The organism is Bacillus sp. MC1252 (genome assembly GCF_056838025.1).
Genome location: NZ_CM166369.1, coordinates 2404716 through 2430990 on the forward strand (window position 1 = coordinate 2404716; position 26275 = coordinate 2430990).

Here is a 26275-nt window from a genome sequence, read left to right on the forward strand (position 1 = left end):
CCTTTTTTCAAGCGTTTACATCCCTGTAAACATGCGCCTATTTTACTGTTTTACTTTTGTTTTAATGGCTAAACTCAGCTCATCAAGCTGCGCTTCGCTTACATGGCCAGGAGCATCTGTGAGAACGCAGCTGGCACTCGCGGTTTTCGGGAACGCGATCGTATCCCTTAGATTAGATCGGCCTGCAAGCAGCATCACTAAGCGGTCAAGACCAAGCGCGATTCCGCCGTGCGGAGGAACACCATGCTCAAACGCATCCAGAAGGAAGCCGAACTGATCGTAAGCTTCTTCTTTCGAAAAGCCAAGTAAACCAAACATTTTTTCTTGAATGTCCTTTTCGAAAATACGAATAGAACCTCCGCCAAGCTCATAGCCATTGAGCACAAGATCGTAAGCCTGCGCCTTCATGTCTTCTGGGCTTGTTTCCATTAATTCAAGATCATCGCGAACTGGCATAGTGAAAGGATGATGGGCAGCATAGAAGCGGCCTTCTTCTTCATCTTTTTCAAGCAGCGGCCAATCGACAACCCATAAGAAATTGAAGGCAGACTCATCAATGAGTTCAAGCTCTTTGCCAAGTTTTAGACGAAGTGCTCCAAGCGCATCATGGACAACAGATGTCTTATCTGCAACAAAGAGTAAAAGGTCGCCTTCTTCCACTTGCAGCTGATCCTTTAATTCTGCTTGCTTTGCTTCATCAAAGAATTTAGCTATTGGTCCTTTTAATTCTGTCCCTTCAGCCTTTAGCCAAGCAAGACCTTTTGCACCGTAGTTGGCTGCAAATGCACCAAGTGCATCGATGTCTTTTCTAGAGTAGTTGGCTGCAGCCCCTTTTACATTCATGGCTTTGACAGCTCCGCCATTTTTCACAGCTCCGCTAAAGACTTTGAAATCAGAGTCTTTTACGGTGTCTGAAATGTTGACAAGCTTCATCTCAAAACGTGTATCTGGTTTATCAGATCCATAAGAATTCATTGCTTCATCGTATGTCATACGTGGTAATGGCAATGTAAGCTCAACACCTTTGACATCTTTCATCACCTTTGACATCATCTCTTCAGCAAGCGTCATGATGTCCTCTTGACTCATAAAGGACATTTCAATATCGACTTGTGTGAATTCCGGCTGGCGGTCAGCACGCAAGTCTTCATCTCTAAAGCAGCGAGCAATTTGATAATAACGATCCATCCCTGAGACCATCAGCAATTGTTTAAATAATTGCGGAGACTGAGGCAAGGCATAGAATTCTCCCTCGTGTACACGGCTTGGAACAAGATAGTCACGCGCACCCTCTGGCGTACTTTTTGTTAAAATCGGTGTTTCAATATCTAGAAAGCCGTTGTCATCTAAGAAATGGCGGAATGCTTTTGTTACTTCATGTCGCATTTTCATCGTTTCAAACATCGCAGGACGGCGAAGATCTAGGTAACGGTATTTTAAGCGCACATCTTCTGATACCTCGTCCGCTTGATCTGAAATCACAAAAGGAGGGGTCTTTGCTTCGTTTAAAACTGTGACCGTTTCGACTTGAATTTCAATTTTACCAGTTTTTAAATTTGGGTTGATTGTTGCTTCCTCTCTTGCGACAACCGTTCCTTTAATATCAAGAACATATTCATTACGAATCGATTCTGCTGTCTCAAGCGCCTCTTTTGATAGGTCTGGATTGAAGACAGCTTGTACAATGCCTGTACGGTCACGCAGATCAATAAAGATTAATCCGCCAAGGTCACGTCGTTTTTGTACCCATCCTTTTAATACAACGGTTTGACCGATTTGGTCTTCTGTTACTTCTCCACAATAAAAAGTTCTACCAAACACAAACATTCCACTCCTTCTTTACGCTTTCTGGTGGGCTTTCATCATTTGAATCAGCTCATCAAGCTTCACTTCAATTTGTTCACCCGTTGTCGTATCTTTCACATTCACAATTTGCTGCGCCAGTTCATCTTCACCAAGAACGGCAATAAACTTGGCTTTCAGGCGATCTGCCGATTTAAATTGTGCTTTAAGTTTCTTCCCTGTATAATCCATTTCACTTGAAATGCCTTCTTTTCTCAGGCGGTTCAACAATGAAACAGCATAATCTTTTGCTTGATCTCCTAGTGCAGCAATGTATAGATCAATGCCATCTTGTAACGGCAGCTCAATATTTTCTGCATCAATGGCGGATAGGAAACGCTCAATACTCATAGCAAAACCGATGCCTGGTGATTCAGGGCCGCCAATTCCTTCAACAAGTCCATCATAACGGCCGCCGCCGGCTAATGTTGTAATGGCGCCAAAGCCTTCAGCATTACTCATGATCTCAAATGCCGTGTGATTGTAGTAATCAAGACCGCGTACTAAGTTCGGATCGACGACATAGTCAATGCCTACATCTGTTAAGTATTGTTTGACTTTTTCAAAATAAGTCCGTGATTCTTCATTTAAGTAATCCTGAATGGATGGAGCCGTTTCCATCAGCTCATGGTCACGATCCTTTTTACAATCAAGAATACGTAATGGATTTTGATGTAAACGAATTTGGCAGTCATGACAGAATTCATCAATTCTTGGCTCAAAGTGCTCGACAAGTGCTTTGCGGTAATCTGCTCGGCTCTCTTTGTCACCAAGGCTGTTAATGACGAGCTTTAAGTTAGAAAGACCTGCTTTCTCATAAACACTCATCGCAAGTGAAATGACTTCTGCATCAATGGCTGGATCCTTTGAACCGATCGCTTCAATTCCAAATTGATAAAATTGACGATATCTTCCCGTTTGCGGACGCTCATAGCGGAACATTGGTCCAATGTAATACAGCTTTGTTGGCTGCGCCGGCTGTGCAAATAGTTTATTTTCAACATAAGAACGTACTGTTGAAGCCGTTCCCTCTGGGCGAAGTGTGATGCTGCGTCCTTTTTTGTCTTCAAATGTGTACATCTCTTTTTGAACGATATCGGTTGATTCGCCTACTCCTCGTGCAAACAGCTCCGTATGCTCAAAAATCGGTGTGCGAATTTCTTTGTATTGAAAGGCTGCACATGTATCTCTCGCTATTTGTTCAACATACTGCCAGCGTTCTGACTCTCCAGGTAAAATATCCTGTGTGCCTCTTGGAATATTAAAACTCATTTTTCGTCCTCCTACGACCATCATTCATTTTTTATGTGGACATATAAAAAACCCCCGCCTCTACTATGTGTATAGTAGGGACGAGAGTTATACCCGTGGTGCCACCCTAGTTGGAACATGAACTAGCCATGTTCCCGCTCAAATCCTTAACGCAGATTCACGTTCTCCGCCTAATGACTCATTTTTAGAGTGTTCAGCAGGAAACCTACAGAGTGTTCTTTCGTGATAAATGCCATGCGGATTCGCTTTCAGCCTAAGGCGATTCCTCTCTGCTCACGCAATTTACCCTACTATTCTCTATCATCAGTTCCACATTTTAAATTTTCAAGTGTGTTGATTTATATTATAATAAGGTCGGTGCTGCCACTCTGTCAACCCTTGCCTTGCCTCTTTTTCTTTTCCAGCTCTTCTTTTGACGTACATCCATATTCAGATGCCGTTTCTTCAAGGAAGCCTGGTTGATCCATTTCGTCGTGCTGCCAGCGATCAATATCACGATGTCCATTATATTGCACTCGTCCTAATTTTCTGCTTAATCTCATGTTTGTACATCCTTTTATCACATTTTTATCTAGTATAAACAGATTGATTCATTTTTATTAGGGAAACTGCAAGGAATTCATCCATTACATAACGAATTAACATTCATCGGTTTTACAAGGGAGGGGAAAACACCGTTTTGAATCTGAAAAAACTCAATCAAATGATGATGCTACTCACTTGTTTTGTTCTCATTGCCAGTACTTGGCCTATGACACATGTTACTGCTCAAACAGATCAAGCTGTGGTCGCAACAGATGAAATCAATGTGCGAACGGGTCCTGGTTTAAGTTATGGGATCGCAGCTGTTGTGAAACGCGGGGAAAGCTATCCAATTCTTACTCAACAAGGGGAATGGGTGCAGATCGGGCTGTCGAACGGACAAAAAGGCTGGGTCGTCTCATGGCTGATCACCACATCATCTGACAAGCAAAAGACCGCTAAGCCAAAGACACAAGGTCAAAGCGCTGAAGGAAGCAGTACGATCACATCGACAGCCTCCGATCTTCGCATCCGGACAGGCCCTGGGACTTCCTATCAAGTCATTGGGACTTTTCCGCAAGGCGCTTCTGCTAAAAGATTAGAGACAAGCGGCGAATGGACAAAAATTTCGTATAAACAGGCGAAAGGCTGGGTCCACTCTGATTATATTTCATCCGGCAGGCAAAAAGCCGCTCAATCAAGCTCAGGCGAGGCCTCTCGTTCTAAACAGACAGGCACAGTCGGCGTATCCAGCTTGAACGTTCGACAATCGGCAGCACCGAATGCACAGGTGGTGGCTTCACTTGCCCGCAACACACAAATCACCATTTTAAGAGAGCAAAATGGCTGGTATGAAATCGAGGCCAAAGGGGCAAAAGGCTGGGTTGCCAGCTATTACATTGTCACAAGCCAAGGAGCAAGTTCGGCGCGTGAAAAGAGTTCGTCCTCTTCGGCTACTCAGCAGAAAGCGTATATTGTCTATGATGGCACCAACATTAGAAAAAGCGCTTCAACCTCTGCTGCAATTGCAGAAAGAGCAGCAAAAGGAGCGGCTTATCAAATTGTTCGAACGCAAGGTGACTGGTATGAAGTGACACTATCAAACGGCGGAACAGGATATGTAGCGAGCTGGGTCGTTCAAACGAAGAAAAATAGCGGCGAAGCGCCAAGACCTCAGCAGGATTCATCGTCTGGAACTGGGTCGTTAAAAGGAAAAACAATTGTTATTGATCCTGGTCATGGCGGAAAAGACAGCGGCACGATTGGCGCAGATGGTGCATTCGAAAAAAATATCACCATCAAAACCGCCAATTTACTGGCAGGCAAACTAAGGTCTTCTGGTGCAAATGTCTATTTAACAAGAAGTGATGATACCTTTATCAGCCTTCAATCGAGGGTGGCGACATCTCATTACCGCAATGCAGATGCTTTCATTAGTCTTCATTATGATAGTTTTATGGATCCAAGTGTCAGAGGAAGTACAGCGTATTATTATCAAGCATCGAAGGATCAAAATCTGGCGACAAGCGTTCATACTGAAGTCGCAAAGCGCTCACAAATCCCGGATAAGGGTGTGAAATTCGGAGATTATTTTGTATTAAGAGAAAATAAACGCCCTTCCCTTTTATATGAACTCGGCTATTTAAGCAATCCTCAGGAGGAAGCGATCATTTATAGCGCTTCCTACCAAGAACGAGTCACAGAAGGGATGACAGAAGGGTTAAAACAATATTTCCGTTAGCAAAAGGAGGCCTCTGCGCCTCTTTTTTATGCCGAAAGAAAAAGACTCTAAACAAACTCACGCATGAGTTTATCTACAGTCTAGGGCAAGTCTATTCTTTGCTATCCATCCAGATGGTGACAGGCCCTGAATTGGTCAATGACACGTCCATCATCGCCCCAAAACGGCCAGTTTCTACACGGATGCCTTTTTCTCTAAGGGTTGCATTGAAACATTCGTAAAGTGAGTTTGCCACGTCCGGCTTGGCGGCTTTCATAAAATTCGGCCGTCTGCCCTTTCTCGTATCACCATAAAGGGTAAATTGAGACACAGACAGGACGCTTCCTTTTACATCCAATAATGAACGATTCATTTTCCCGTTTTCATCTTCAAAAATACGTAAATGTGCAAGCTTTTCAGCTAAGTACAGCACATCTTCTTCTGTATCTTCATGTGTGACACCAACGAGCACCATGTATCCTTCATTGATGGCACCTGTGATCTCATCTTCTACCTTCACAGATGCATTTGTCACACGCTGCACAACAAGCCTCATAGACGATATACTTCCTTTCTAATTCATAAATCGGCGAACAGAGTAAATGTCTTTGATTTGTTTGATACGTTCCACTACTTTATGCAAATGATTGATATTTTGGATAAAGATCGCCATATGGATCGTCGCCACTTTGTTACGATCAGACTTTCCAGAAACAGAGGAAATGTTTGTTTTCGTCTCATTGACTGCTTGAAGCACCTCATTGAGTAAGCCGCGCCTGTCATAGCCTAATATCTCGATTTCCACATTGTATTCTTTACGGTTTCGAGCAGGCTGTTCATGCTCCCACTCTACCGGAATTAACCGTTCCTGTGCTTCCCCTGTCTTCACGTTCGGACAGTCCTCCCGGTGAACAGATACACCTCGGCCTTTTGTTATAAAACCAACAATGCTATCACCCGGAACAGGATTACAGCACTTCGATAAACGAACAAGCAGGTTATCAATCCCTTTGACCCTTACGCCGGCTTCACGTTTTTTCCCGTGATACGGCTTTGATTCCACCGTCACTTCTTGGACCGTTTTCTCTTGTTCTTCCTGATCTCTTTGTTTTCTTTCTTTTTCTGTTAAACGATTCGCTACCTGGAGTGCAGTAATTCCGTTATATCCAACGGCCGCATACATGTCCTCTTCGTTTGAAAAATTAAATTTATCGGCTACTTTTTGCAGGTTTTCAGCTGTGAGAATCTCTTTGACATCAAACTCAAGGTTTTTGATTTCTTTTTCAATGAGTTCTCGGCCTTTTTCGACATTTTCTTCACGGCGCTGTTTTTTGAAAAACTGTCTGATCTTGTGCTTCGCTTGGGAGGTTTGGGCAAGTTTAACCCAATCCTGACTTGGTCCATAGCTATGCTTTGATGTCAGAATTTCAATAATGTCACCTGTTTTCAGTTTATGATCAAGCGTGACCATCTTGCCATTGACCTTGGCGCCGATCGTTTTATTCCCAATTTCCGAGTGAATCCGGTAAGAGAAGTCAATTGGAACTGAACCAGACGGCAGTTCAATCACGTCTCCTTTCGGTGTAAAGACAAACACCATATCAGAAAAGAGATCGATCTTTAACGATTCCATAAATTCTTCTGCATCTGTGGATTCATTTTGGAACTCAAGAATTTCTCTAAACCAAGACAGCTTCTTTTGGAATACGGCTTCTTCCGTTGATTCTGCTGACGCTTTTCCTTCTTTGTATGCCCAGTGTGCCGCAATCCCGTATTCTGCAATTTCATGCATTTCAAATGTACGGATCTGGACTTCAAGCGGATCACCTTTTGGACCAATCACGGTTGTATGAAGGGATTGGTACATGTTCGGCTTTGGCATCGCAATATAGTCCTTAAATCTCCCTGGCATCGGCTTCCAGCATGTATGAATAATACCGAGAACTGCATAGCAGTCTTTGATACTGTCGACCAAAATACGAACTGCCAGCAAATCATAAATTTCATTAAACTGCTTATTTTGCATGACCATTTTACGATAGATGCTATAGATATGTTTTGGTCTACCGGAAAATTCAGCCTTGATGTTGACCTCAGACACGCGGTCTTTTACTTCATTGACAACCTCGTCCAAGTATTCCTCACGTTCAGCTCTTTTGCGCTTCATGAGATTCACAATCCGGTAATATTGCTGCGGATTTAAATAGCGGAGTGCTGTATCTTCAAGCTCCCACTTAATCTTTGAAATCCCTAATCTGTGCGCAAGCGGTGCAAAGATTTCAAGTGTTTCATTTGAAATTCTTCGCTGCTTTTCTTGCGGAAGGTGTTTGAGCGTTCTCATATTGTGAAGACGGTCTGCCAGCTTAATTAAGATCACGCGAATATCCTGTGCCATTGCAACAAACATTTTCCGGTGGTTTTCGGCCTGCTGTTCTTCTTGTGATTTATATTTAATCTTCCCGAGCTTTGTCACACCATCAACAAGCATCGCCACTTCTTCGTTAAAGTACTCTTGTAAATCCTGTAATGTCACATCTGTATCCTCGACGACATCGTGCAGGAAGCCGCCCGCAATGGTCGATGGGTCCATTTCAAGGTCCACAAGAATTCCCGCCACTTGAATTGGATGGATAATATAGGGCTCACCAGATTTCCGGTATTGCTCCTTATGTGCATTCTCAGCATATTCATATGCTCGCTCTATAAATTGAATATGTTCAGCGGACAGGTATTCTCTTGCCTTGTCAATGACCTGCTGCGCCGTTAAAACTTGTTCGTTCGCCATGGAATCACCTTTTTAAATGAAAACTGTATTGTAGTTTATTATCAAGAAAAAATCGATAGATGTAAAGAGAAGAAGTCCGCTAAAAGGTTTTTGATAGGAAAAAAGCACCCTTCTTACTGAGTGCTTTTTCGTAAAACTCCATTAGTATTGCATTAACGTTAAGATATCGTAACCATCAAGCTTCTTTCTGCCATCAAGATACGTCAGCTCAATTAAGAATGCAATCCCTGCCACAACGCCGCCTAATTCCTCTACAAGCTTGATGGACGCTTCAATTGTTCCACCAGTCGCAAGTAAGTCATCTGTAATCAGTACACGTTGACCTGGACGAATCGCATCTTTATGAATCGTTAATACATCTTTACCGTATTCTAAGCCGTAATCGACTTTAATGACTTCACGAGGAAGCTTCCCTTCTTTACGAACGGGTGCAAATCCTATACCAAGCGCGTATGCTACAGGGCAGCCAATAATGAATCCACGCGCTTCAGGTCCAACAATAAGATCAATGTCTCTTTCCTTTGCGTATTCAACAATTTGATCCGTTGCATAACGGTACACTTCGCCTTTATCCATTAACGTTGTAATATCTTTAAATTGTACACCTTCCTTTGGGTAGTCAGGTACAACTGTCACATATTGTTTTAAATCCATCTTTTCCTTTTCCTCCTCGTACGTCAAAGCACCGGTGAGACTTCGCTCATCATGCTGTTCAGCCATTCCTTCAGCTCTTTGGCTGAGGAATATGTTAGTGTTTGATCGAGTTCCATCAATCGTTGTTTTGCTGTATAGGACGCTGATGCGGTTAAATCTTTTTTCGGGGCATCAACTACTATTGACAGCACACCATTCTCTATTTTAACAAAACCGAGTTCAAAAAACACCTTTGTCATAAAAATGATTGTATCTTTTGTCCAACCTCTATGCTTGGCAAGCTCCATCCCTTGTTCTTTGAGAGGAAAATTTCCCCGTTTTAACAAGAACCCATAAAACCATTTGAATTGGTCACGACTAGGGAAAGAAGACATAAAGTGATCTTCTTTTCTTTGAAAGACCGTATAAATTCTTGCTGGCTTTTGATTTTCTAAAAGCAGCTTAAGCAAGTGCTCATCTGCGGGAACATCCGCAAAGACCACATACTTGTCTTGCACATCAAACGTTGAAACATTTTCTGCATGTACATGATGAACCGGGATATTGACTTCATGTTTAGTTTCTTCATCAAAACAGAAAACAAGATATTTTTCTGGATCAAGCGTCGAAACTTTCTTTTCCCAATCCTTTTTCCCGCGTAAATCAAACAGCTGCCATTCATCTACTCGGGCATCTTTTAGCATGAGCTGAGGTTTCTTCCGGTTATTCCATTCATTAATTGACATTTCGCCAATCACGGAAATTCGGCTTCCAGGGACGAGCTCTTCTTTTAATTTACCTTGGTGAAAACCGACACAGTCAAGCAGCTTGTCTTCGTCTTTCAGAGACATTTTAATGTGATGATGATTTGCCCCAATCGTTCGGATGTCTTCAAGCTTGGCATCCTCAATCATAATGAACGGCTTTGGATTGTGCATACCAAATGGTGACAGCATCCCCACTTCTTCAATTGCTTGAACCGTAATTTCGTCTACTTTGCACACTGCATCGACCCGCTGAATCGGAATAAAATCTTCTTCTGTCAACGTTTCATTTGCATATTGATTCAATCTTTCCCTCAGTAAAGGAACATCATCCGCTCGAAGTGTCATACCTGCTGCCATAGGGTGCCCGCCGAAATGCGGCAGGATATCGCGGCATTTGCTCAAATGGAAAAAGAGATCAAAGCCTGGAATACTCCGCGCTGATCCTTTTGCCATTTGCGTGTCTTCATCTATCCCAAGCACAATCGCCGGACGAGAAAATGTATCCGTCAATTTTGAGGCAACAATGCCGACAACCCCTGGATTCCAGCCAGCTTTGGCTACGACGATGGCAGACTGGTCACCGCCTGATTCTTCGACCATTTGAATGGCTTCTTCCGTGATCGTACTCACAATTTTCTGCCGTTCTTTGTTGAGTTCTTGTACAAAACGAGCGAGCTCTTCTGCTTCCTCCATATCCTCTGTCATCAGAAGATGAACAGCCGGATCTGCCTGCTCAATTCGCCCTACAGCATTCAGCCTTGGAGCAATTTGAAAGCCGACCGTTTCCTCGTTTGCTTCTTCGAGAGTGGCTCCAGCTTCTTTCATTAACGCTTTTAGCCCCGGTCTGTTAGACTGGCGAAGCTGCACGAGTCCCTTTTTTGCGAGCCATCTATTTTCATCATGCAGCGGGACAAGATCGGCAATTGTCCCAATCGCAGCAAGATCTAATAGATGAACTGGCAGCTTATCAAGGAGTGCATGCGCCACTTTAAACGCAACACCAACACCGGCGAGTTCTTTAAATGGATACTCACAGCCCGGCTGCTTAGGGTGTACGATCGCAAGCGCCTCAGGCAGCTCATCACTTGGTTCATGGTGATCTGTGATGATCAGGTCTAATCCTATTTCTTTTGCAATACGTGCTTCATTCACAGCAGCAATGCCTGTATCGACCGTGATGACAAGCGATGCTCCTTGCTTTTTGATATATCGAAAAGCCTGTTCGTTAGGCCCATAGCCTTCTTTAAATCGATCTGGAATATAAAAATCTACCTTTGCAGATCGCTCTTTTAATGTATGTAAAAGCACAGACGTACTTGTCACACCATCCGCATCATAGTCTCCGAAGATCACAATCGATTCCTGCTCTTCGATCGCTTTGTTGATGCGCTCTACTGCTTCTTTCATTCCTTTTAATAGGAATGGATCATGAAATTCGGCTTTTTGATCAAATAAAAAAGACCTCGCTTCTTCTACTTCTTCGAGTCCTCTTTTTACAAGAAGCGATGCAGTCAGCGCTGAAATATTCAGATTTTCAGAGAGTGATTTCACTTTTTCTTCGCTTGGATGTTCATATTCCCAGCGCATTTTGGATAATAACATAAATTCACCCCTCAACCACACTATTATACTAGAGTGGCCTGAGGGGTTTCAATTTTTATTTTATGAAATTGTGCTAGAAGATTATTTTTCCTTCCGATCAAAGGACGCTGGCTGTTCGTTTAAAGGCGTGACATTCGATTTCTTTTGAACGTCTTTGTCTGCCTTTTTAGTAGAAACACTAGGTGCAGGCGTAACGGCTGCACGCTCAGCTTTTAATGTTTTTAGTTCACGTTTCAGTTTCACAATTTGGAAAATACCCGCAAACGCCACAATGAGTCCGCCCATTAGAACAGAACCAATAATGACAAGGATCAGTGGCCATTCAGCGGTTCCAAATAAGTAGTCTACTTGCACAGGCCGCACATTGATCACGGCAAATACTGAGACAATTAATACGAAAATAAATGCGAATATGATGGTCCATTGTTGTTTATTCATCTACATATCCCCCAAGCTTTTTCTTTTATTCTTCCCTATTCCTTGTCCTTCTTAAACACAGAAAGAAAATAGCGGGATATAATCTATCAGCATGGGCACGATTAGCTGCTGAGTTTTTCTTTAATGAGGTTTTTTAATTCTTTTCTTTCCCCAGATATAACAAGGGTATCCCCTTCTTCAATGACCGTATCTGGCCCTGGATTTAAAATCTTCTCATGTGATTTTCTCACAATGGCGATGACTGTTACTTGATCATTTTGGCGAACATTGAGGTCTCCGATTGTCTGCTGAGCAGCTGGTGCGTTCTTTTCAATCTTAAACCATTCAATCATCAATTCATCAATTGCTACCTCAACTGTTTCAAGCGCTTTTGGCTTATATACCATGCCGCCCAAAATAGCCGCGATTTGTCTTGCTTCTTCATCGTTTAGCAAGATGCCAGAAATACACTCTTCATGGTCGTTCTCTTGAAAATGATACATTTCTCTTCTGCCGTCATCATGTGTAATGATGGCAAGCTTCTCATTATTTCTTGTGATCATTTCGGCTTTGTGACCGATACCTGGCAGTTCAGTTTCCCGAACCTTCATAACAGCCCCTCCAATGAATAAAACCAAATGCCTCAAATGGACACTTGCTTTCTATACTGATCTAAACGTATGTCATTATAGCAAAAGACCATTTCAAGATCAATGAAACTCGAAATGTTTTTTCAAATCGTCTTATTGTTGTGAAATATACGGGTGATGAAACGAAAAAAAGACAAAGGGCTAAAATAAAGTTCATTTTAGCCCTTTGTCCATAGTCTAAGACTGCCAAACAGGCAGTCTTTCTAGATTAAATATCTTGTTCTGTGTCTATTTTAGCCGGCTTTTTCAGCTCACGGCCTTTCCAGATAAGCCAAATTTGCGCGGCAATATAAAGAGATGAGTACACCCCTGTTAATAAGCCGACAAGTAAGGCGATGGAGAAGTTTGTAATAGACGCTGAGCCAAAGATAAGCAGTGCGACAACCACAACAAATACGGTCAGCACTGTGTTGATAGATCGCGTAAAGGTTTGCTGTAAGCTTAAGTTCACAATATACGATAGATCTTCAATGGTTTTCGGTTTGCGTTTCTTCATTTGTTCACGAACCCTGTCGAAGGTGACGATCGTGTCGTTAATCGAGTACCCGATGACCGTGAGTATCGCGGCAATGAAGGTGACATCCACCTCTAAACGCGTAATACTAAAGAAGGCTACAATAAAGAATGCGTCGTATAGCAGTGAGATGATTGTTGCAATCGCCATTTTATATTCAAAACGGACAGATACATATAAAATGATCCCGATTGAAGCAATAACGATAGCGTATAATGCATTACGGGCAAGCTCTTTTCCGACAGTCGGAGACACTGTACTTACGTTAGGCTCAGTTCCGTATTTATCTTTGAAGTAATCCTTCACTTCAGCGATCTTTTCTTTATTTGGCACACCGACAAATCGAACTGCTGCCTGATTTTCTTTTTGACCCGATAACACAACACTGTCTGTCTCAAGATCTAGCTTTTTGAAGTCTTGCTCCACTTGCTCAGTTGACAGCTTGTGATCGCTTTGGATATCAATTCTTGTTCCACTTGCAAAATCGATACCCGCATTCAGCTTGAAGATAGAAAGCACAATGATTCCAGCAATGGTGATAGCTGCTGAGAAAATCATAAAGCCTTTTCGTTTGCTGACGAAATCCCATTTATCATATGGCGTTTTCGGTTCGGTATTTTCTGTTGTTTCGTGAATATTCATGATGTCTTTTTTGCGAACACCAAACCAGCCTTTTTTGCGGTCAAGATAGCGGCTTTCAACAAGAAGGCCAAGAAGGAATCTTGATAGGAATACAGCCGTGATAAAACTTGTTAAAATCGATAGGATCAGCATCGTTGCAAATCCTTTTACAGAGCTTGTCCCGAAGAAGAACAGAACCCCGCCGGCAATAATACTTGTTAAGTTTGCATCAAAGATGGTCGCAAATGATCTGCGGTTCCCTGACCTGAAAGCAGAACGGACAGATTTACCGAGCTTGAGCTCCTCTTTGATCCGCTCATAAGTGATAATATTGGCATCGACAGCCATCCCTACACCAAGAATCAGTGCTGCAATTCCAGGCAGTGTCATAACCGCGCCCATCCAGTCGAACACTTGCAACGTAATATAGATATAAGCTGAAAGTGTAATGACAGCAATAAGACCAGGTAATCGGTAATAAAGCAGCATGAATAAGAAGATAAATGCGATTCCTACAATTCCTGCGAATACTGTTTCGTTCAGCGCTTGTTTACCAAACTGTGCACTCACAGATGTTGAATATTTTTCAGTTAATTTTACTGGCAATGCCCCGGCATTTAAAATACTTGCAAGATCTTTTGCCTCTTGGACAGTAAAGTTTCCTTCAATTTGTACGTCACTGCTGTTAATCTCTTGATTGACATTCGGTGCAGATACATACTTGTGGTTTGATTTAGAGACTTCTTTTTTGAAGGAATCTCCTTTATGGTAATCAAGCCAAATGACAAGCTGGTTATTCGGTGCCATGGCCGCTACTTTTCTTGTCACGTCACCAAATTTTTTCGCGTCCTTTAGTTTGACAGTGACAATCGGCTCATTCGTTTGATTGAATGTTTGTTTTGCACCATTTTCGACAAGATCAGATCCGTTCAGGAGCTCTTTATCATTCGTATCTCTGAAGGAAAGCTGTGCTTCAGTTGAAAGAATCTCCCTTGCTCTGTTTTGATCTTTTACCCCCGCAAGCTGCACGCGGATACGGTTGTTGCCTTCAATCGAGATGTTCGGCTCACTTACACCAAGCACATTGGCTCTTCGGTTTAAAGCCTCCACCGTACTGACGAGAACACCATTTGTGATCTTGTCCTCTTTTTTCACTGGGTGTACATCATACAGAACTTCAAATCCACCCTGCAAATCCAGCCCTAGCGTCATATCTTTCGCAACAGGCTTTGTCAATAAGCCCACGCCAGTTCCGATTAACAGAACCACTAAGAAAAACGCAAGAATGCGCCCTTTTTTCATTATGTATTTCCTCCTTAAACACCTGAATCCATTAAGATGGCTTATTTCAACAGTTCATCTAGCATATTCTTACCATCTTCACTGTCCAAAAAAGCAGACGTTTTAAACGACTGAACGGTTGCATAGTTCATAAATTCGCCAATTTTCACAGATAAAATATCTGCAACCATTTCATGAATCGGATACTCTTGTTTTTTCTTCCACTTCTTATTCTCTAAGTATGACCATAATTCCTCTAAATCTACATCTTTATAGCCCAAAACGATGAATTCTTCAAGCTTACTGAACAGAAAAGGCTTTAAATGGTCTTTGTATATAGCAGCTGGATGCTGTGTCAATGTGAGGCTCCCCCTTTTCAGTTTTTTATCGAGAGACTTGTCATGCTTGGACGATATACACGCATATCTTATTGTATATGATTCTATGTCGTTTGAGAAGGCAGGTGATCTTTGATTTGACGAAGCAAACGTTTTTAAAAGGGACAATTATTTTAATTTTAGCAGGTTTTATCACGAGAATATTGGGTTTTGTCAATCGAATTGTCATCGCACGGTTCATTGGCGAAGAAGGCGTCGGGCTTTATATGATGGCTGCACCTACTTTTTTTCTAGCCGTGACGCTGACACAATTCGGACTGCCTGTCGCCATCAGTAAGCTTGTCGCAGAAGCAGAAGCCCGGGGTGACAAACAGAAAACAAAACGCATTCTGGTCATGTCCCTTGCGATCACAGGAACACTCAGCCTTATTTTCACACCGCTTTTTTTATGGTTTGCACCAATTATGGCGGAAAATATGCTGACAGATCCTAGAACGGTGTATCCACTGCTTGCCATTACACCAGTCGTACCTGTCATCGCCATCTCCAGTGTGTTAAGAGGATATTTCCAAGGAAGACAGCAGATGAGTCCACTTGCGATGTCTCAAGTACTGGAACAGGTCGCAAGAATTTCCCTTGTGGCGGTATGTACAACAGCTTTCCTTCCTTATGGAATTGAATATGCGGCAGCCGGTGCGATGATTTCATCTGTTATTGGCGAGATGATTTCACTTGCTTACTTACTGATCGCCTTTCGATATAAAAAGACCATCCGTATTCGAAAGCAATTTTTCAAGGCCATTCATGACGGGAAGGACACATTTAAGCAGCTGATGAGTATTGCCCTGCCAACGACAGGCAGTCGTTTCATCGGCAATATTTCGTGGTTTTTAGAGCCGATTGTTGTCGCACAAAGCCTTGCCATTGCTGGATATGCGGCTGTTGAAGCGACAAGACAGTATGGGGAGTTGACCGGTCTTGCACTGACCCTTTTGACACTACCTAGTTTTATTACGTATTCACTCTCCACCGCATTAGTCCCAGCCATTAGTGAAGGAATGGAGCAGAACAAACACAAAACGGTGGAATACCGGCTGAGACAGGCGATGCGCCTTTGTTTACTCAGCGGAGGAATTTCATGTATTATTCTTTTCGTTTATGCAGAAGATTTAACGCTCTTCATGTATGGTTCATCGCATGCGGCCATCTATGTGAAATTCATGGCACCATTTTTTCTTCTATATTATTTTCAAGGGCCGCTCCAAGCTGTCCTTCAAGCATTGAATTTAGCTGGTGCGGCCATGACCAATAGCCTGATAGGTGCTGTTGTGAAAACAGGGATGATCTTCGTCCTTGCTTCCCAGCCGAGCTTTGGCATTATGGGCGCAGCCGTTGCGATACTGATCGGCATTGTCCTTGTCACATTGCTCCATGCGGCAACTGTCGGAAAGGTTCTGCCTATTCATTTACCACTGAAGGAATATGGTATATGCGTCCTTGCGATCATAGGCACGGGAGCTGTCAGCTTATGGATGAAGTCTCAAGTCAGCGGACTCTTTTCTGCCCCTCTTGAGCTTGTGTTGCTGATCTTTGTCACATGCATCTTGTATGTCATTCTATTAATCTGTCTTGGGTTAGTGAAACGAGAAGAGCTGCGCCGCATCCCATTTATCGGGAAGCTGCTATAGCTCATCTCTTCTTGATCACTTCATCTTTCAAATCAATATAAAACGTTTTTTGATTAAAGCTGCAGAAAGAGATTTGGTCAAGATCATAATAGCCTCTTTTGGCAAGCTCACCTTTCAGCCACTGTTCATTTTGATTAATTTGCTTCAGATGGTCATGCTGCACGATACCGTCTGCAATAAGAGGAAGCTCAAGCGCAGCATGTATGTGCTTGTTTTCTTTTTCGACGACGGCGAGCTTTCCTGATGGCTCTAAGATGGCGTATGAGACATCCTGAATACTATCGATGTTATTTTCTCTTAATTGAATGAGCAGATCATCAAAATTGTATCTCTGTTTTCTCATCGCCCCCTCGTCTATTTTCCCATTGATGATGAGCAAGGTCGGTTTGCCGTCAAGAAAGCGCCGGACACCTTGAAACTTTAATGAGAGGTAGGCAAGTGTGATTTGAATGAAGGTTAACAGCAGGATCGGCCATACCGTATGTAACATATGACCCTCTACTTCTTCTATCGCCAGTACCGCAATTTCAGCGATCATCATAAAAATGACAAGATCTAAAATACTAAGTTCTCCAATCTCTCTCTTTCCCATTAAACGAAAGATAAACCAAATGAGAAAATATAAAATGACCGTTCTTATGGAAATGATTAAGATGTCCTGCATGTGATGTAAACCCTCCTTCTCCATCATAGCTTGTGTCAAAACACTTTATTTATGTAGAAAAGAAAGCCTCTGTTTTTATCGTGAGAAACATGTCTATTTTTTCTTCGTCGTGAATACATTTTAGTAAAAGACAAGCTTCGGTCAATTGGAGAGGAGACGAATCACATGCAGGAAACGAAACAAATAGGAAAAGGAATTTTATCCGGCTTAATTGCCATTTTTGTCGTGATGATTGTCACAAGCTTACTTGTGTCACTCATGCTTAGCTTTACAAGTATGCAGGAATCATCGTTTAAATGGATGATTATGATCTTGTCCTTCGTGGCACTTTTTTTAGGAGGGATCATTTCTGGAGGGAAAGCAAAGGAACGAGGCTGGCTCATTGGTGCCGTCACTTCTTTTATCTTTTCTCTTACTGTATTCTTATTTCAGTATTTAGGGTTTGGAGAAACCTTTTCACCAGAGCAATTCATCTATCATGCAGCCTTTTTGGGGATTTGTATGCTTGGGGGAATGATTGGGGTCAATCTCCGTGGCAAATAAAAAAAGAGCGATATGATTCGCTCTTTTTTTATGGCTATGTATTGGAGGATTAGCCTTTGTCAGCTAATTCTCTAATAGCACGACGGTCGAAAGTTAAACGGTTGTTTTCGCTTGTTTTGATGACCACTTTTGATTCATCAATTGAGTCGATTTCACCGTGTAAACCACCGATTGTGACGATTTTATCGCCTTTTGATAAAGATTGCTGCATCTGACGCACAGCTTTTTGTTGCTTTTGCTGTGGACGGATTAATAAGAAGTAAAGCACAGCAAACATGACAACAATCATAATGATTGAACCCATACCACCATCCATTCTATCTCACCCCTTTCTATATGATTGTAAAGCCTTTCGTTTATGCGTTAAAAGTTTTTCGCATTCGGTTTGTTAAAGCCATAACGCTCAAAAAACTCTTCTTTAAAATCACCTAAACGATCCTCACGGATAGCTTCTCTCACTTGCTCCATTAATTTTAACAGAAAATGAAGATTATGATAAGTTGTTAATCGAATTCCGAACGTTTCATTTGTACGGATTAAATGTCTAATATAGGCGCGTGTGTAGTTTTTACATGTGTAGCAGTCACAGTTTTCATCGATTGGTCTGAAATCACGCTCATATTTTGCATTTTTCACAACAAGACGTCCTTCACTTGTCATCAAGGTGCCGTTTCTCGCAATTCTCGTCGGCAGTACGCAATCAAACATATCTACACCGCGAATGGCGCCGTCAATTAATGAATCTGGTGAGCCGACACCCATTAAGTACCTTGGCTTGTCTGCCGGTAAAAATGGCGTTGTGAACTCCAGCACACGGTTCATCACATCTTTTGGTTCACCAACAGATAAGCCTCCGATGGCGTATCCTGGGAAATCAAGTGAAACAAGATCTTTTGCACTTTGTTTACGAAGCTCTTCGTATTCTCCGCCTTGGACAATCCCAAACAGACCTTGATCTTCTGGACGCTGGTGCGCTGTTAAGCAGCGCTCTGCCCATCTGCTTGTCCGCTCCACAGAACGTTTCATGTAATCGTACTCTGCTGGGTATGGAGGGCATTCGTCAAATGCCATCATAATATCAGAGCCGAGCGCATTTTGGATTTCCATGGCTTTTTCAGGAGAAAGGAACAGCTTGTCTCCATTTAAATGATTACGGAAGTGAACGCCTTCTTCTTCGATTTTTCTAAATTCACTCAATGAAAATACTTGGAAGCCGCCTGAATCAGTCAGAATGGCTCGATCCCAGTTCATAAATTTGTGCAGACCGCCCGCCTCTTTGACAATGTCATGACCCGGACGGAGCCATAGATGGTACGTATTGCTTAAGATGATGCCTGCATCCATTGCTTTTAATTCTTCAGGCGCCATTGTTTTCACTGTAGCCAGTGTACCTACTGGCATAAATACAGGTGTTTCAAACGACCCGTGCGGTGTATGAACGCGGCCAAGACGTGCACCTGTTTGTTTGCATGATTTAATGAACTCATAACGTATCGGTAATTGCGACAAAAATGAGCCCTCCTGTCTTTGTTGAATGATGTTATTGAATCAGCATGGCATCGCCAAAGCTGAAGAATCGGTATTCCTCTTTTACTGCCTCATTGTACGCTTTCAGTACGTGCTCTCGTCCAGCTAATGCGCTGACAAGCATAATTAATGAGGATTTTGGCAGATGGAAATTCGTGATCATCCCATCAATTGCCTTGAATGTGTAGCCAGGATAAATAAAGATCGACGTCCAGCCGCTTGACGCTTTGAATTCGCCATCATGTGCACTTGCAATGGTTTCAAGCGTTCGTGTTGATGTTGTGCCAACTGAAATAATCCGCCCGCCTTCTTTGTGCACGCGATTAAGCTCTTGAGCCGTTTCTTCATTCATTTCGTAAAACTCTGCATGCATTTCATGTTCTTCTATGCGCTCCGCACTGACAGGACGAAAGGTGCCAAGCCCTACGTGCAAGGTAATAAAAGCAATATGCACACCTTTCGCTTTCAGCGCATCCAGCAGTTCAGTTGTAAAGTGAAGACCGGCAGTAGGAGCCGCGGCTGAACCAACTTCTTTAGAATACACGGTTTGATATCGCTCACGATCGTCAAGCTGCTCTTTAATATATGGAGGCAGCGGCATTTCTCCAAGGGATTCAAGCACTTCATAAAAAATGCCTGTATACTGAAACTCGACTTTTCTTCCGCCATGTTCCAGCTCCTCTGTACATACCGCTTGAAGCCGTCCATCACCAAATGTGATGACCGTTCCTTTTTTCACACGCTTGGCTGGTTTTACGAGTGTTTCCCATTTGTCTCCTTCTTCTTGTTTCAATAGAAGAAGTTCAACTTTTGCACCTGTATCCTCTTTCATGCCAAACAGACGTGCAGGCAGAACGCGCGTATTGTTTAAAACGAGACAATCACCCTTTTGAAAATAATCCGTGATTTGTGAGAATGTATCATGTGTGATCGTACCCGTTTGTTTATTTAAGACCATCAGTCTTGATGCATCTCGTTTTTCAAGTGGAACTTGAGCAATCAGTCTTTCTGGTAAATCAAAATCAAATAGTTCTAACTTCATTTCCTTCACCTATTCTGTAGTTAACTAGTTAACGTTATTTCATACGTCCAAAGATATTGAGTAAAATGGTTAGTACGATGCTAATGACAATGCACGTAATAACGGGAAAAAAGAACGTCACATTTCCTTTTTTCACAAAAATATCACCTGGAAGCTTACCAACCAATTGAAACACTAAGCCTGCGGCAAAAAGGACACCACCTAAAATCATCAATATTTTAGGGAATTCAGTCACGAATCGGAACCTCCATCTGAAAATGTTCATACGCTTCTCTTGTGACGACCCGGCCTCTTGGTGTTCTTTGCAGGAAACCAATTTGCAGTAAATACGGTTCGTACACATCTTCAATCGTATGTGATTCTTCTCCAATTGTCGCTGAGATCGTATCAAGTCCAACAGGACCGCCTCTAAATTTTTCAATCATACTTAAAAGCAGCTTGTGGTCTATATGATCCAGTCCCAGCCTGTCGACTTGGAGACGTTCAAGGGCATCTTCTGCAATGTCCTGTGTAATGGCATGATTCCCAAGCACCTGCGCAAAATCTCTTACTCTTCTGAGTAAACGATTGGCGACCCTCGGCGTCCCCCGAGAACGTCTCGCTATCTCTTCTGCTGAGCGAACGTCGATCCCAATCTCGAACAGCTCGGCTGTTCTTGCCACAATGTGAGCCAAATCTCTTTGCTCATAGTATTCCAATCTTGCATGTACCCCAAACCTATCACGAAGCGGTGCTGTTAAAAGCCCAACACGGGTCGTAGCACCTACAAGTGTAAATGGCGGTAAATCAAGCCGTACAGAGCGCGCTGTATCTCCTTTTCCAATGACGATATCTAGACAAAAATCCTCCATCGCCGGATATAGCACTTCCTCAATTGAGCGCTGCAAGCGATGAATTTCATCAATAAACAAAACATCACCAGGTTCAAGAGATGTCAGGATAGCCGCCAAATCGCCAGGACGCTCAATTGCTGGTCCAGACGTTGTACGCAGCTGAACATTCATTTCATTGGCAATGATCGACGCAAGCGTTGTTTTCCCTAGTCCAGGCGGTCCATATAAAAGGACGTGATCCAGCGTTTCCTGCCTCATCCGGGCAGCTTCAATAAACACGCTGAGATTATCCTTTACTTTTTGCTGACCGATATATTGGCTAAGTGTCTGCGGCCGCAAACTTTGCTCAATGGCTGATTCATGGTTGTCTGCTTCAGTTGAGACGAGCCGTTCATCCATGAGACATCACCCTATTTCAACATTTTTTGTAAAGCTTTTTTCACATATTGATCGGTTGTGAGATTTTTCTCTTCTTTTAATAAAGGCAGAACCTTTTTGATTTCACGATCACCGTATCCAAGGACACTTAACGCTTCGAGCGCTTCATCTAATGCGGTTTGCTGCGTTTCGATCTGAATATGATCCTCGTGATTAAATAAGTTGCCAATCATTTCTGGCACCACATCTGCAAGCTTTCCTTTTAGATCTAGAATGATCTGACGAGCTGTTTTTTTGCCAACGCCAGGGAATTTAATAAGGAATGCTTCATCCTCACGTTCTATCGCTGAAATGACAGCGCCAGGATCACCGGAAGCAAGGATCGCAAGTGCAACCTTTGGTCCAATCCCTGTGACATTTAACAGTTTTGTGAACAACGCTTTTTCTTCTCTTGTTTGAAATCCATATAACGAAAATGCGTCTTCCTTTATGTAATGATACGTATAAATCGTTTCTTGTTTATTTACTTGATAGATAAACGGGTTTGGGGTATAGACTTGATATCCCACTCCGCCGTTTTGAATGACAACATATTGCGGGCACACATAATCAATGGTCCCTTTCACAAATTCTATCACCGTTTTCACCTCTTTGACTGTTCTTCATTGTAACATAAATCGAAGAGAAAACCGCAATAAAAGTTAACATACGTTCGCTCAGTCCATTTTTACGGTGCAACCATGAAAAACAGCTTGCGGCCCTCACACCAGCAAGCTGTCACACGCTTTAAAATGATATTTCATTTCGGTAAGGTTGCATGACTTCAAGCACATGCTCAAATTCATCCTTTGTTCGAAAAGGAATGCCTTGCTCAAGCTGCTCCTCCACATGGCTTTCTAAACGGGACGTATCAATTTGAAAGAAGAGATGAATAGGCTCCGCCCAGCCGCCTGGCCTTCCATGAAACGTAGAAATGACACCGTCCTCTGATAATCCGATATATCCATTTGCTTTACTTAATGGAGAGATATCATCAATTTGTTTTCTAAAAAGGGCAAAATCCTCTTGTTGTTCTACCAGCGTCCAGCCTTTATACTGCGTCCAAAATGTGTCTTTGTCTTCTAATGATGCCCGGTGTCTTTCAATACTCACATCGCCGTCTAGATAGACTTTTTCAAGCTGCACGGTGATGGTGTTTGACTGCTTTTGCAAGTGTTCTTTTCCTTCCATATCCGCAGCGAAAAAAAGAACACTTGTCATGATAAGTCCTGTAACGAAACGTTTCATCTTCACTTTCACTATTTACACCTCTTTAGAACATAAGATCGATGCATGACATATGTAGTTTGACCCATTTTTCTAAACATTAACCAAACCGATTACACTGACTCGTTTTAAGAGTCTTTCGTTGTATCCTTCATTCGTAAATGTTATGTTTTATACAATCCATTGCTTTATCGAATGAAACGGTTTTTTCATCATTCGTTTTTCAGCCGCATAAACTGAAACCAAAGAAGGTGAAGTCAATGTCAGATATCAAAAGATTAGCCGAATCGATTCAGTATCATGAAGAAAAACGTTTTAATAAGCTCACCTTAAAACCGGCAGAGCTTGAGCTGTGCGGCAAAGGAAGAAGTGCCTATGTATTTTCATATAAAAAAGCTGGCAAGAAAATGGCGCTAAAAGTCTTTTTCCCTTCTTATCAACACATTGCCCGCAAAGAGGCAGCAATTTACGAAAAACTTTCCGGTTCGTCATACTACCCTGAGATTTATGAGTCTGGGGATCAGTATATTTTAATGGAATATATTAAAGGCTACACATTCTATGAATGCCTGACAAAGGGTATTCCGATCAAGAAACAAATGATTGAACAAGTAGATGAAGCGCTAGAAGAAGCACGTGAGAAAGGGTTAAACCCTTCAGATATCCATCTGCGCAACCTGATATTAACAAAGGAAGGCCTCGTTAAGGTGATCGACGTTGCCCGCTTCACCCAAACGAAAACATGTCATCAATGGAATGATTTAAAAGCCGCTTACGCCTATTACCAAAAACCTTTTTTCCCTAAAAAAGCGCCGCGTCTGTGGCTTGAAGTGATTGCCTATTTATATAAAAAGAACTGGCTCTCCCGCGGCCAGCTTAACAACCGAAATGATTTCTCCGCATAACGAAAGCCGCTCTCCTTCCGAGCGGCTTTTCTGTTTTATTCTGTTTCTACATGGATACTATTTACATTTAATAGATTAATGATTTCATTATTCAGCTTAAACCATTGATTGGATTCCTCAATTTTTTTATACACATCGTAGGTAGCTGGACGTTTCAGCTCGAAATCAAGCACTTCCCCATTGTTCATATGAAATGTTACCTTGAATACTTTCATCATAAGATCACCTTCCACTCTTTCTTGTTCGCTAACTGGTAAGGTCAGCTCTTTTCATTCATTCTCTACTCAACTCGTTTCCCCTCCTTCTTTCCTTCCAAACACAAGAAGTTTAAATTTTGTTTAAATTCACACAACATCTCTATCTCTCTAATCTGCAAAGAAGTATATTGTTTAAAAAGGGGGCTGTCTTCATGAAACAGAAAAAGAAAAAGAAAAGAACATCCCCAGAGAGACAAACTGTCTTGTTTCATTTAACAGATGCCCTGATTCCGAGTATGGAAATCATGGCGATTGCAGTAAGAGCACTTTTCCATCTCGTGAGAAAAGCCTTTTCAGCCGTTTTATAAAACCCCGCACAAAAGGAGTGCGAGGTTCTTTTTTTAGGATTGATAGATTTGACTTCCTTGGCTGATAAACTCTTTTGCCTTCTTCTCCATCTCTTTTTTCACTTCTTCTGATTGATTGCGGATATCATGAGAAATTTTCATACTGCAAAACTTCGGTCCGCACATGGAGCAAAAGTGAGCGGTCTTTGCGCCTTCAGCAGGCAATGTTTCGTCATGGAACGCCAAAGCTCTTTCTGGATCAAGTGACAGGTGGAATTGATCCCGCCACCTAAATTCAAATCTGGCTTTCGATAATGCATCATCGCGCTTTTGAGCAGCAGGATGTCCTTTTGCTAGATCAGCTGCATGTGCGGCAATTTTATAAGCAATGACACCTTCTCTCACATCTTCTTTGTTCGGCAAACCTAAATGCTCTTTTGGTGTCACATAGCAGAGCATGGCTGTTCCATACCAGCCGATCATGGCAGCGCCGATAGCGGATGTAATGTGATCATACCCCGGGGCAATATCTGTTGTAAGAGGTCCTAGCGTGTAAAATGGTGCCTCTTTGCAAATCTCCATCTGCTTATCGACATTTTCTTTGATTTTATCCATTGGGACATGTCCAGGTCCTTCAATCATCACCTGTACATCATGTTTCCAGGCGATCTCTGTCAATTCCCCTAGCGTTTTCAGCTCTGCAAACTGCGCCTCATCATTTGCATCAGCGATCGAACCTGGTCTGAGTCCATCTCCAAGAGAAAAAGCAATATCATAGGTTTTCATAATTTCACAAATATCTTCGAAATGGGTATAAAGAAAGTTTTCTTGATGATGAGCGAGACACCACCTTGCCATAATAGCTCCGCCTCTTGACACAATTCCCGTTACCCGATCGACTGTAAGCGGAATATACCTTAATAGTACGCCCGCATGAATCGTGAAGTAGTCTACACCTTGCTCTGCTTGTTCAATTAATGTGTCTCTGTACACGTCCCACGTCAAATCTTCTGCCACTCCATTCACTTTTTCAAGTGCCTGATAAATGGGAACGGTTCCTACTGGGACTGGGCAATTCCGAATGATCCATTCTCTCGTTGTATGAATGTCCTTCCCAGTGGACAGGTCCATCATTGTGTCTGCCCCCCACCTGATCGCCCACGTCATCTTCTCTACCTCTTCATCGATGGATGACGTCACAGCTGAATTGCCAATATTCGCATTGATTTTGACGTGAAAATGCTTTCCAATAATCATCGGCTCACTTTCTGGATGGTTAATATTCGCTGGGATGACTGCTCTTCCGCTAGCTACTTCCTCTCTCACAAACTCAGGGCTCAGCTGTTCTCTCAAAGCGATAAATTCCATTTCAGGTGTGATGATGCCTTTTTTTGCATAATGCATTTGTGTCACACTGGCGCCATTTTTCGCGCGGAGCGGCACATGATGAAAATCAGTATGGACATGATGAAAGGACTCTTTCCCCTTTGAACGATACCCGTTATCTTCTGGTTTCACATGACGACCTTCATAGCTTTCTGTATCTCCTCTTTCTTTAATCCACGCCGCTCTAAGACGCTTTAAACCCTTTGTAACATCAATATGGGCGTTTTCATCTGTGTACGGTCCACTTGTATCGTACACACGGATCGGGTCATTTTGAATGTCGCCCGCCTGTGTCACAGTATTTGAGAGCATAATCTCCCTTTTTGGCACCAAGATGTCAGGTCTTGAGCCCTGCTCATACACCTTTCGACTTCCGTCAAAGCTTGATAGTAAAGATTGGGTTGATGGGACATTTTTCTTTTCTTTCATTTGCTGTTCTCTCCTTCTCTTTTTGTCATCGGACAGGATGGAATCAGCACCAGCAAAAAACCAGGCTCTATGTTGAGAACCTGGTTTCGTCGTCAGAAAAAAACAT

At 42.5% G+C, this 26275-nt stretch carries 26 protein-coding genes and 1 other annotated feature; of the genes, 5 read left to right on the forward strand and 21 right to left on the reverse strand.

What is annotated here, in order from left to right:
• Positions 1-42: 42 nt before the first annotated feature.
• The 3 genes from aspS to ACYH0L_RS12405 all read right to left on the reverse strand — a co-directional run bounded on the left by aspS (position 43) and on the right by ACYH0L_RS12405 (position 3656).
• Positions 43-1821 carry an aspartate--tRNA ligase gene (gene aspS, locus ACYH0L_RS12395; protein WP_099727807.1) on the reverse strand — a complete coding sequence of 593 codons (1779 nt, stop codon included), beginning with the start codon at positions 1819-1821 and terminating at the stop codon, positions 43-45.
• Positions 1822-1839: 18 nt separating this feature from the next.
• A complete protein-coding gene (gene hisS / locus ACYH0L_RS12400; RefSeq protein WP_099727758.1) occupies positions 1840-3114 on the reverse strand; it encodes a histidine--tRNA ligase in 1275 nt (424 codons plus the stop codon).
• Positions 3115-3187: 73 nt separating this feature from the next.
• Positions 3188-3427, reverse strand: a binding site (T-box leader).
• Between the two features lie 58 nt (positions 3428-3485).
• The gene (locus ACYH0L_RS12405) at positions 3486-3656 is read right to left on the reverse strand and encodes a YrzK family protein (protein WP_180275524.1); all 171 of its coding nucleotides are present in this window, start codon (positions 3654-3656) and stop codon (positions 3486-3488) included.
• A gap of 161 nt (positions 3657-3817) precedes the next feature.
• Here ACYH0L_RS12405 and ACYH0L_RS12410 point away from each other — a divergent pair, with 161 nt between their 5' ends.
• Positions 3818-5377: an N-acetylmuramoyl-L-alanine amidase family protein gene (locus tag ACYH0L_RS12410; RefSeq protein WP_482354487.1), complete on the forward strand. Its 1560-nt coding sequence runs from the start codon at positions 3818-3820 to the stop codon at positions 5375-5377.
• A gap of 91 nt (positions 5378-5468) precedes the next feature.
• Here ACYH0L_RS12410 and dtd read toward each other — a convergent pair whose 3' ends face one another.
• The 8 genes from dtd to ACYH0L_RS12450 form a co-directional block, all read right to left on the reverse strand.
• Positions 5469-5912: a D-aminoacyl-tRNA deacylase gene (dtd, locus tag ACYH0L_RS12415; RefSeq protein WP_099727760.1), complete on the reverse strand. Its 444-nt coding sequence runs from the start codon at positions 5910-5912 to the stop codon at positions 5469-5471.
• A gap of 18 nt (positions 5913-5930) precedes the next feature.
• On the reverse strand, positions 5931-8141 hold the full coding sequence (locus ACYH0L_RS12420; protein ID WP_099727761.1) for a RelA/SpoT family protein: 2211 nt from the start codon (positions 8139-8141) through the stop codon (positions 5931-5933).
• Between the two features lie 141 nt (positions 8142-8282).
• Entirely contained in the window at positions 8283-8795 is a 513-nt protein-coding gene (locus tag ACYH0L_RS12425; protein WP_034321337.1) for an adenine phosphoribosyltransferase, read from the reverse strand.
• Between the two features lie 23 nt (positions 8796-8818).
• Complete coding sequence (gene recJ, locus ACYH0L_RS12430) at positions 8819-11143, reverse strand: single-stranded-DNA-specific exonuclease RecJ (protein WP_099727762.1); 2325 nt, start codon at positions 11141-11143, stop codon at positions 8819-8821.
• A gap of 81 nt (positions 11144-11224) precedes the next feature.
• Positions 11225-11581: a LapA family protein gene (locus ACYH0L_RS12435; protein ID WP_099727763.1), complete on the reverse strand. Its 357-nt coding sequence runs from the start codon at positions 11579-11581 to the stop codon at positions 11225-11227.
• A 101-nt stretch (positions 11582-11682) separates the two neighbouring features.
• Positions 11683-12171, reverse strand: a complete 489-nt coding sequence (locus ACYH0L_RS12440) for a cation:proton antiporter regulatory subunit (RefSeq protein WP_099727764.1) — start codon at positions 12169-12171, stop codon at positions 11683-11685.
• Positions 12172-12418: 247 nt separating this feature from the next.
• A complete protein-coding gene (secDF, locus tag ACYH0L_RS12445) occupies positions 12419-14647 on the reverse strand; it encodes a protein translocase subunit SecDF (protein ID WP_099727765.1) in 2229 nt (742 codons plus the stop codon).
• A 41-nt stretch (positions 14648-14688) separates the two neighbouring features.
• A complete protein-coding gene (locus tag ACYH0L_RS12450; RefSeq protein WP_003216788.1) occupies positions 14689-14985 on the reverse strand; it encodes a post-transcriptional regulator in 297 nt (98 codons plus the stop codon).
• Between the two features lie 116 nt (positions 14986-15101).
• On the opposite strand from ACYH0L_RS12450, the gene spoVB reads away from it, so the two are divergent.
• On the forward strand, positions 15102-16652 hold the full coding sequence (spoVB, locus tag ACYH0L_RS12455) for a stage V sporulation protein B (RefSeq protein ID WP_099727766.1): 1551 nt from the start codon (positions 15102-15104) through the stop codon (positions 16650-16652).
• Position 16653: 1 nt separating this feature from the next.
• Here the strand turns inward: spoVB and ACYH0L_RS12460 are convergent, their stop codons facing one another.
• Positions 16654-17316, reverse strand: coding sequence for a DUF421 domain-containing protein (locus tag ACYH0L_RS12460; protein ID WP_230030509.1), 663 nt, complete (start codon positions 17314-17316; stop codon positions 16654-16656).
• A 165-nt stretch (positions 17317-17481) separates the two neighbouring features.
• On the opposite strand from ACYH0L_RS12460, the gene ACYH0L_RS12465 reads away from it, so the two are divergent.
• Entirely contained in the window at positions 17482-17859 is a 378-nt protein-coding gene (locus ACYH0L_RS12465) for a TIGR04086 family membrane protein (RefSeq protein WP_230030510.1), read from the forward strand.
• 49 nt (positions 17860-17908) lie between these two features.
• Here ACYH0L_RS12465 and yajC read toward each other — a convergent pair whose 3' ends face one another.
• The 7 genes from yajC to ACYH0L_RS12500 form a co-directional block, all read right to left on the reverse strand.
• Positions 17909-18175: a preprotein translocase subunit YajC gene (gene yajC / locus ACYH0L_RS12470; RefSeq protein ID WP_008360993.1), complete on the reverse strand. Its 267-nt coding sequence runs from the start codon at positions 18173-18175 to the stop codon at positions 17909-17911.
• 47 nt (positions 18176-18222) lie between these two features.
• Positions 18223-19368, reverse strand: a complete 1146-nt coding sequence (gene tgt, locus ACYH0L_RS12475; protein WP_034321314.1) for a tRNA guanosine(34) transglycosylase Tgt — start codon at positions 19366-19368, stop codon at positions 18223-18225.
• A gap of 31 nt (positions 19369-19399) precedes the next feature.
• A complete protein-coding gene (gene queA, locus ACYH0L_RS12480; protein WP_249705012.1) occupies positions 19400-20428 on the reverse strand; it encodes a tRNA preQ1(34) S-adenosylmethionine ribosyltransferase-isomerase QueA in 1029 nt (342 codons plus the stop codon).
• Between the two features lie 34 nt (positions 20429-20462).
• A complete protein-coding gene (locus ACYH0L_RS12485) occupies positions 20463-20663 on the reverse strand; it encodes a DUF2905 domain-containing protein (RefSeq protein WP_012010741.1) in 201 nt (66 codons plus the stop codon).
• Positions 20656-21660, reverse strand: coding sequence for a Holliday junction branch migration DNA helicase RuvB (ruvB, locus tag ACYH0L_RS12490; RefSeq protein WP_099727770.1), 1005 nt, complete (start codon positions 21658-21660; stop codon positions 20656-20658). Before ruvB ends, ACYH0L_RS12485 begins: the two co-directional genes overlap by 8 nt.
• 11 nt (positions 21661-21671) lie before the next feature.
• On the reverse strand, positions 21672-22277 hold the full coding sequence (ruvA, locus tag ACYH0L_RS12495; protein ID WP_249705011.1) for a Holliday junction branch migration protein RuvA: 606 nt from the start codon (positions 22275-22277) through the stop codon (positions 21672-21674).
• A 148-nt stretch (positions 22278-22425) separates the two neighbouring features.
• Positions 22426-22926: an intercompartmental signaling factor BofC gene (locus tag ACYH0L_RS12500; RefSeq protein WP_180275528.1), complete on the reverse strand. Its 501-nt coding sequence runs from the start codon at positions 22924-22926 to the stop codon at positions 22426-22428.
• A gap of 239 nt (positions 22927-23165) precedes the next feature.
• Between ACYH0L_RS12500 and ACYH0L_RS12505 the strand changes: the two genes are divergently transcribed.
• Complete coding sequence (locus ACYH0L_RS12505; RefSeq protein ID WP_249705010.1) at positions 23166-23810, forward strand: protein kinase family protein; 645 nt, start codon at positions 23166-23168, stop codon at positions 23808-23810.
• Between the two features lie 35 nt (positions 23811-23845).
• On the opposite strand, the gene ACYH0L_RS12510 is transcribed toward ACYH0L_RS12505, so the two are convergent.
• Entirely contained in the window at positions 23846-24028 is a 183-nt protein-coding gene (locus tag ACYH0L_RS12510) for a hypothetical protein (protein WP_078061691.1), read from the reverse strand.
• A 191-nt stretch (positions 24029-24219) separates the two neighbouring features.
• Between ACYH0L_RS12510 and ACYH0L_RS12515 the strand changes: the two genes are divergently transcribed.
• Positions 24220-24375, forward strand: a complete 156-nt coding sequence (locus tag ACYH0L_RS12515) for a hypothetical protein (protein WP_180275525.1) — start codon at positions 24220-24222, stop codon at positions 24373-24375.
• Positions 24376-24408: 33 nt separating this feature from the next.
• Here ACYH0L_RS12515 and thiC read toward each other — a convergent pair whose 3' ends face one another.
• On the reverse strand, positions 24409-26169 hold the full coding sequence (gene thiC / locus ACYH0L_RS12520; protein ID WP_249705009.1) for a phosphomethylpyrimidine synthase ThiC: 1761 nt from the start codon (positions 26167-26169) through the stop codon (positions 24409-24411).
• Positions 26170-26275: the final 106 nt, after the last annotated feature.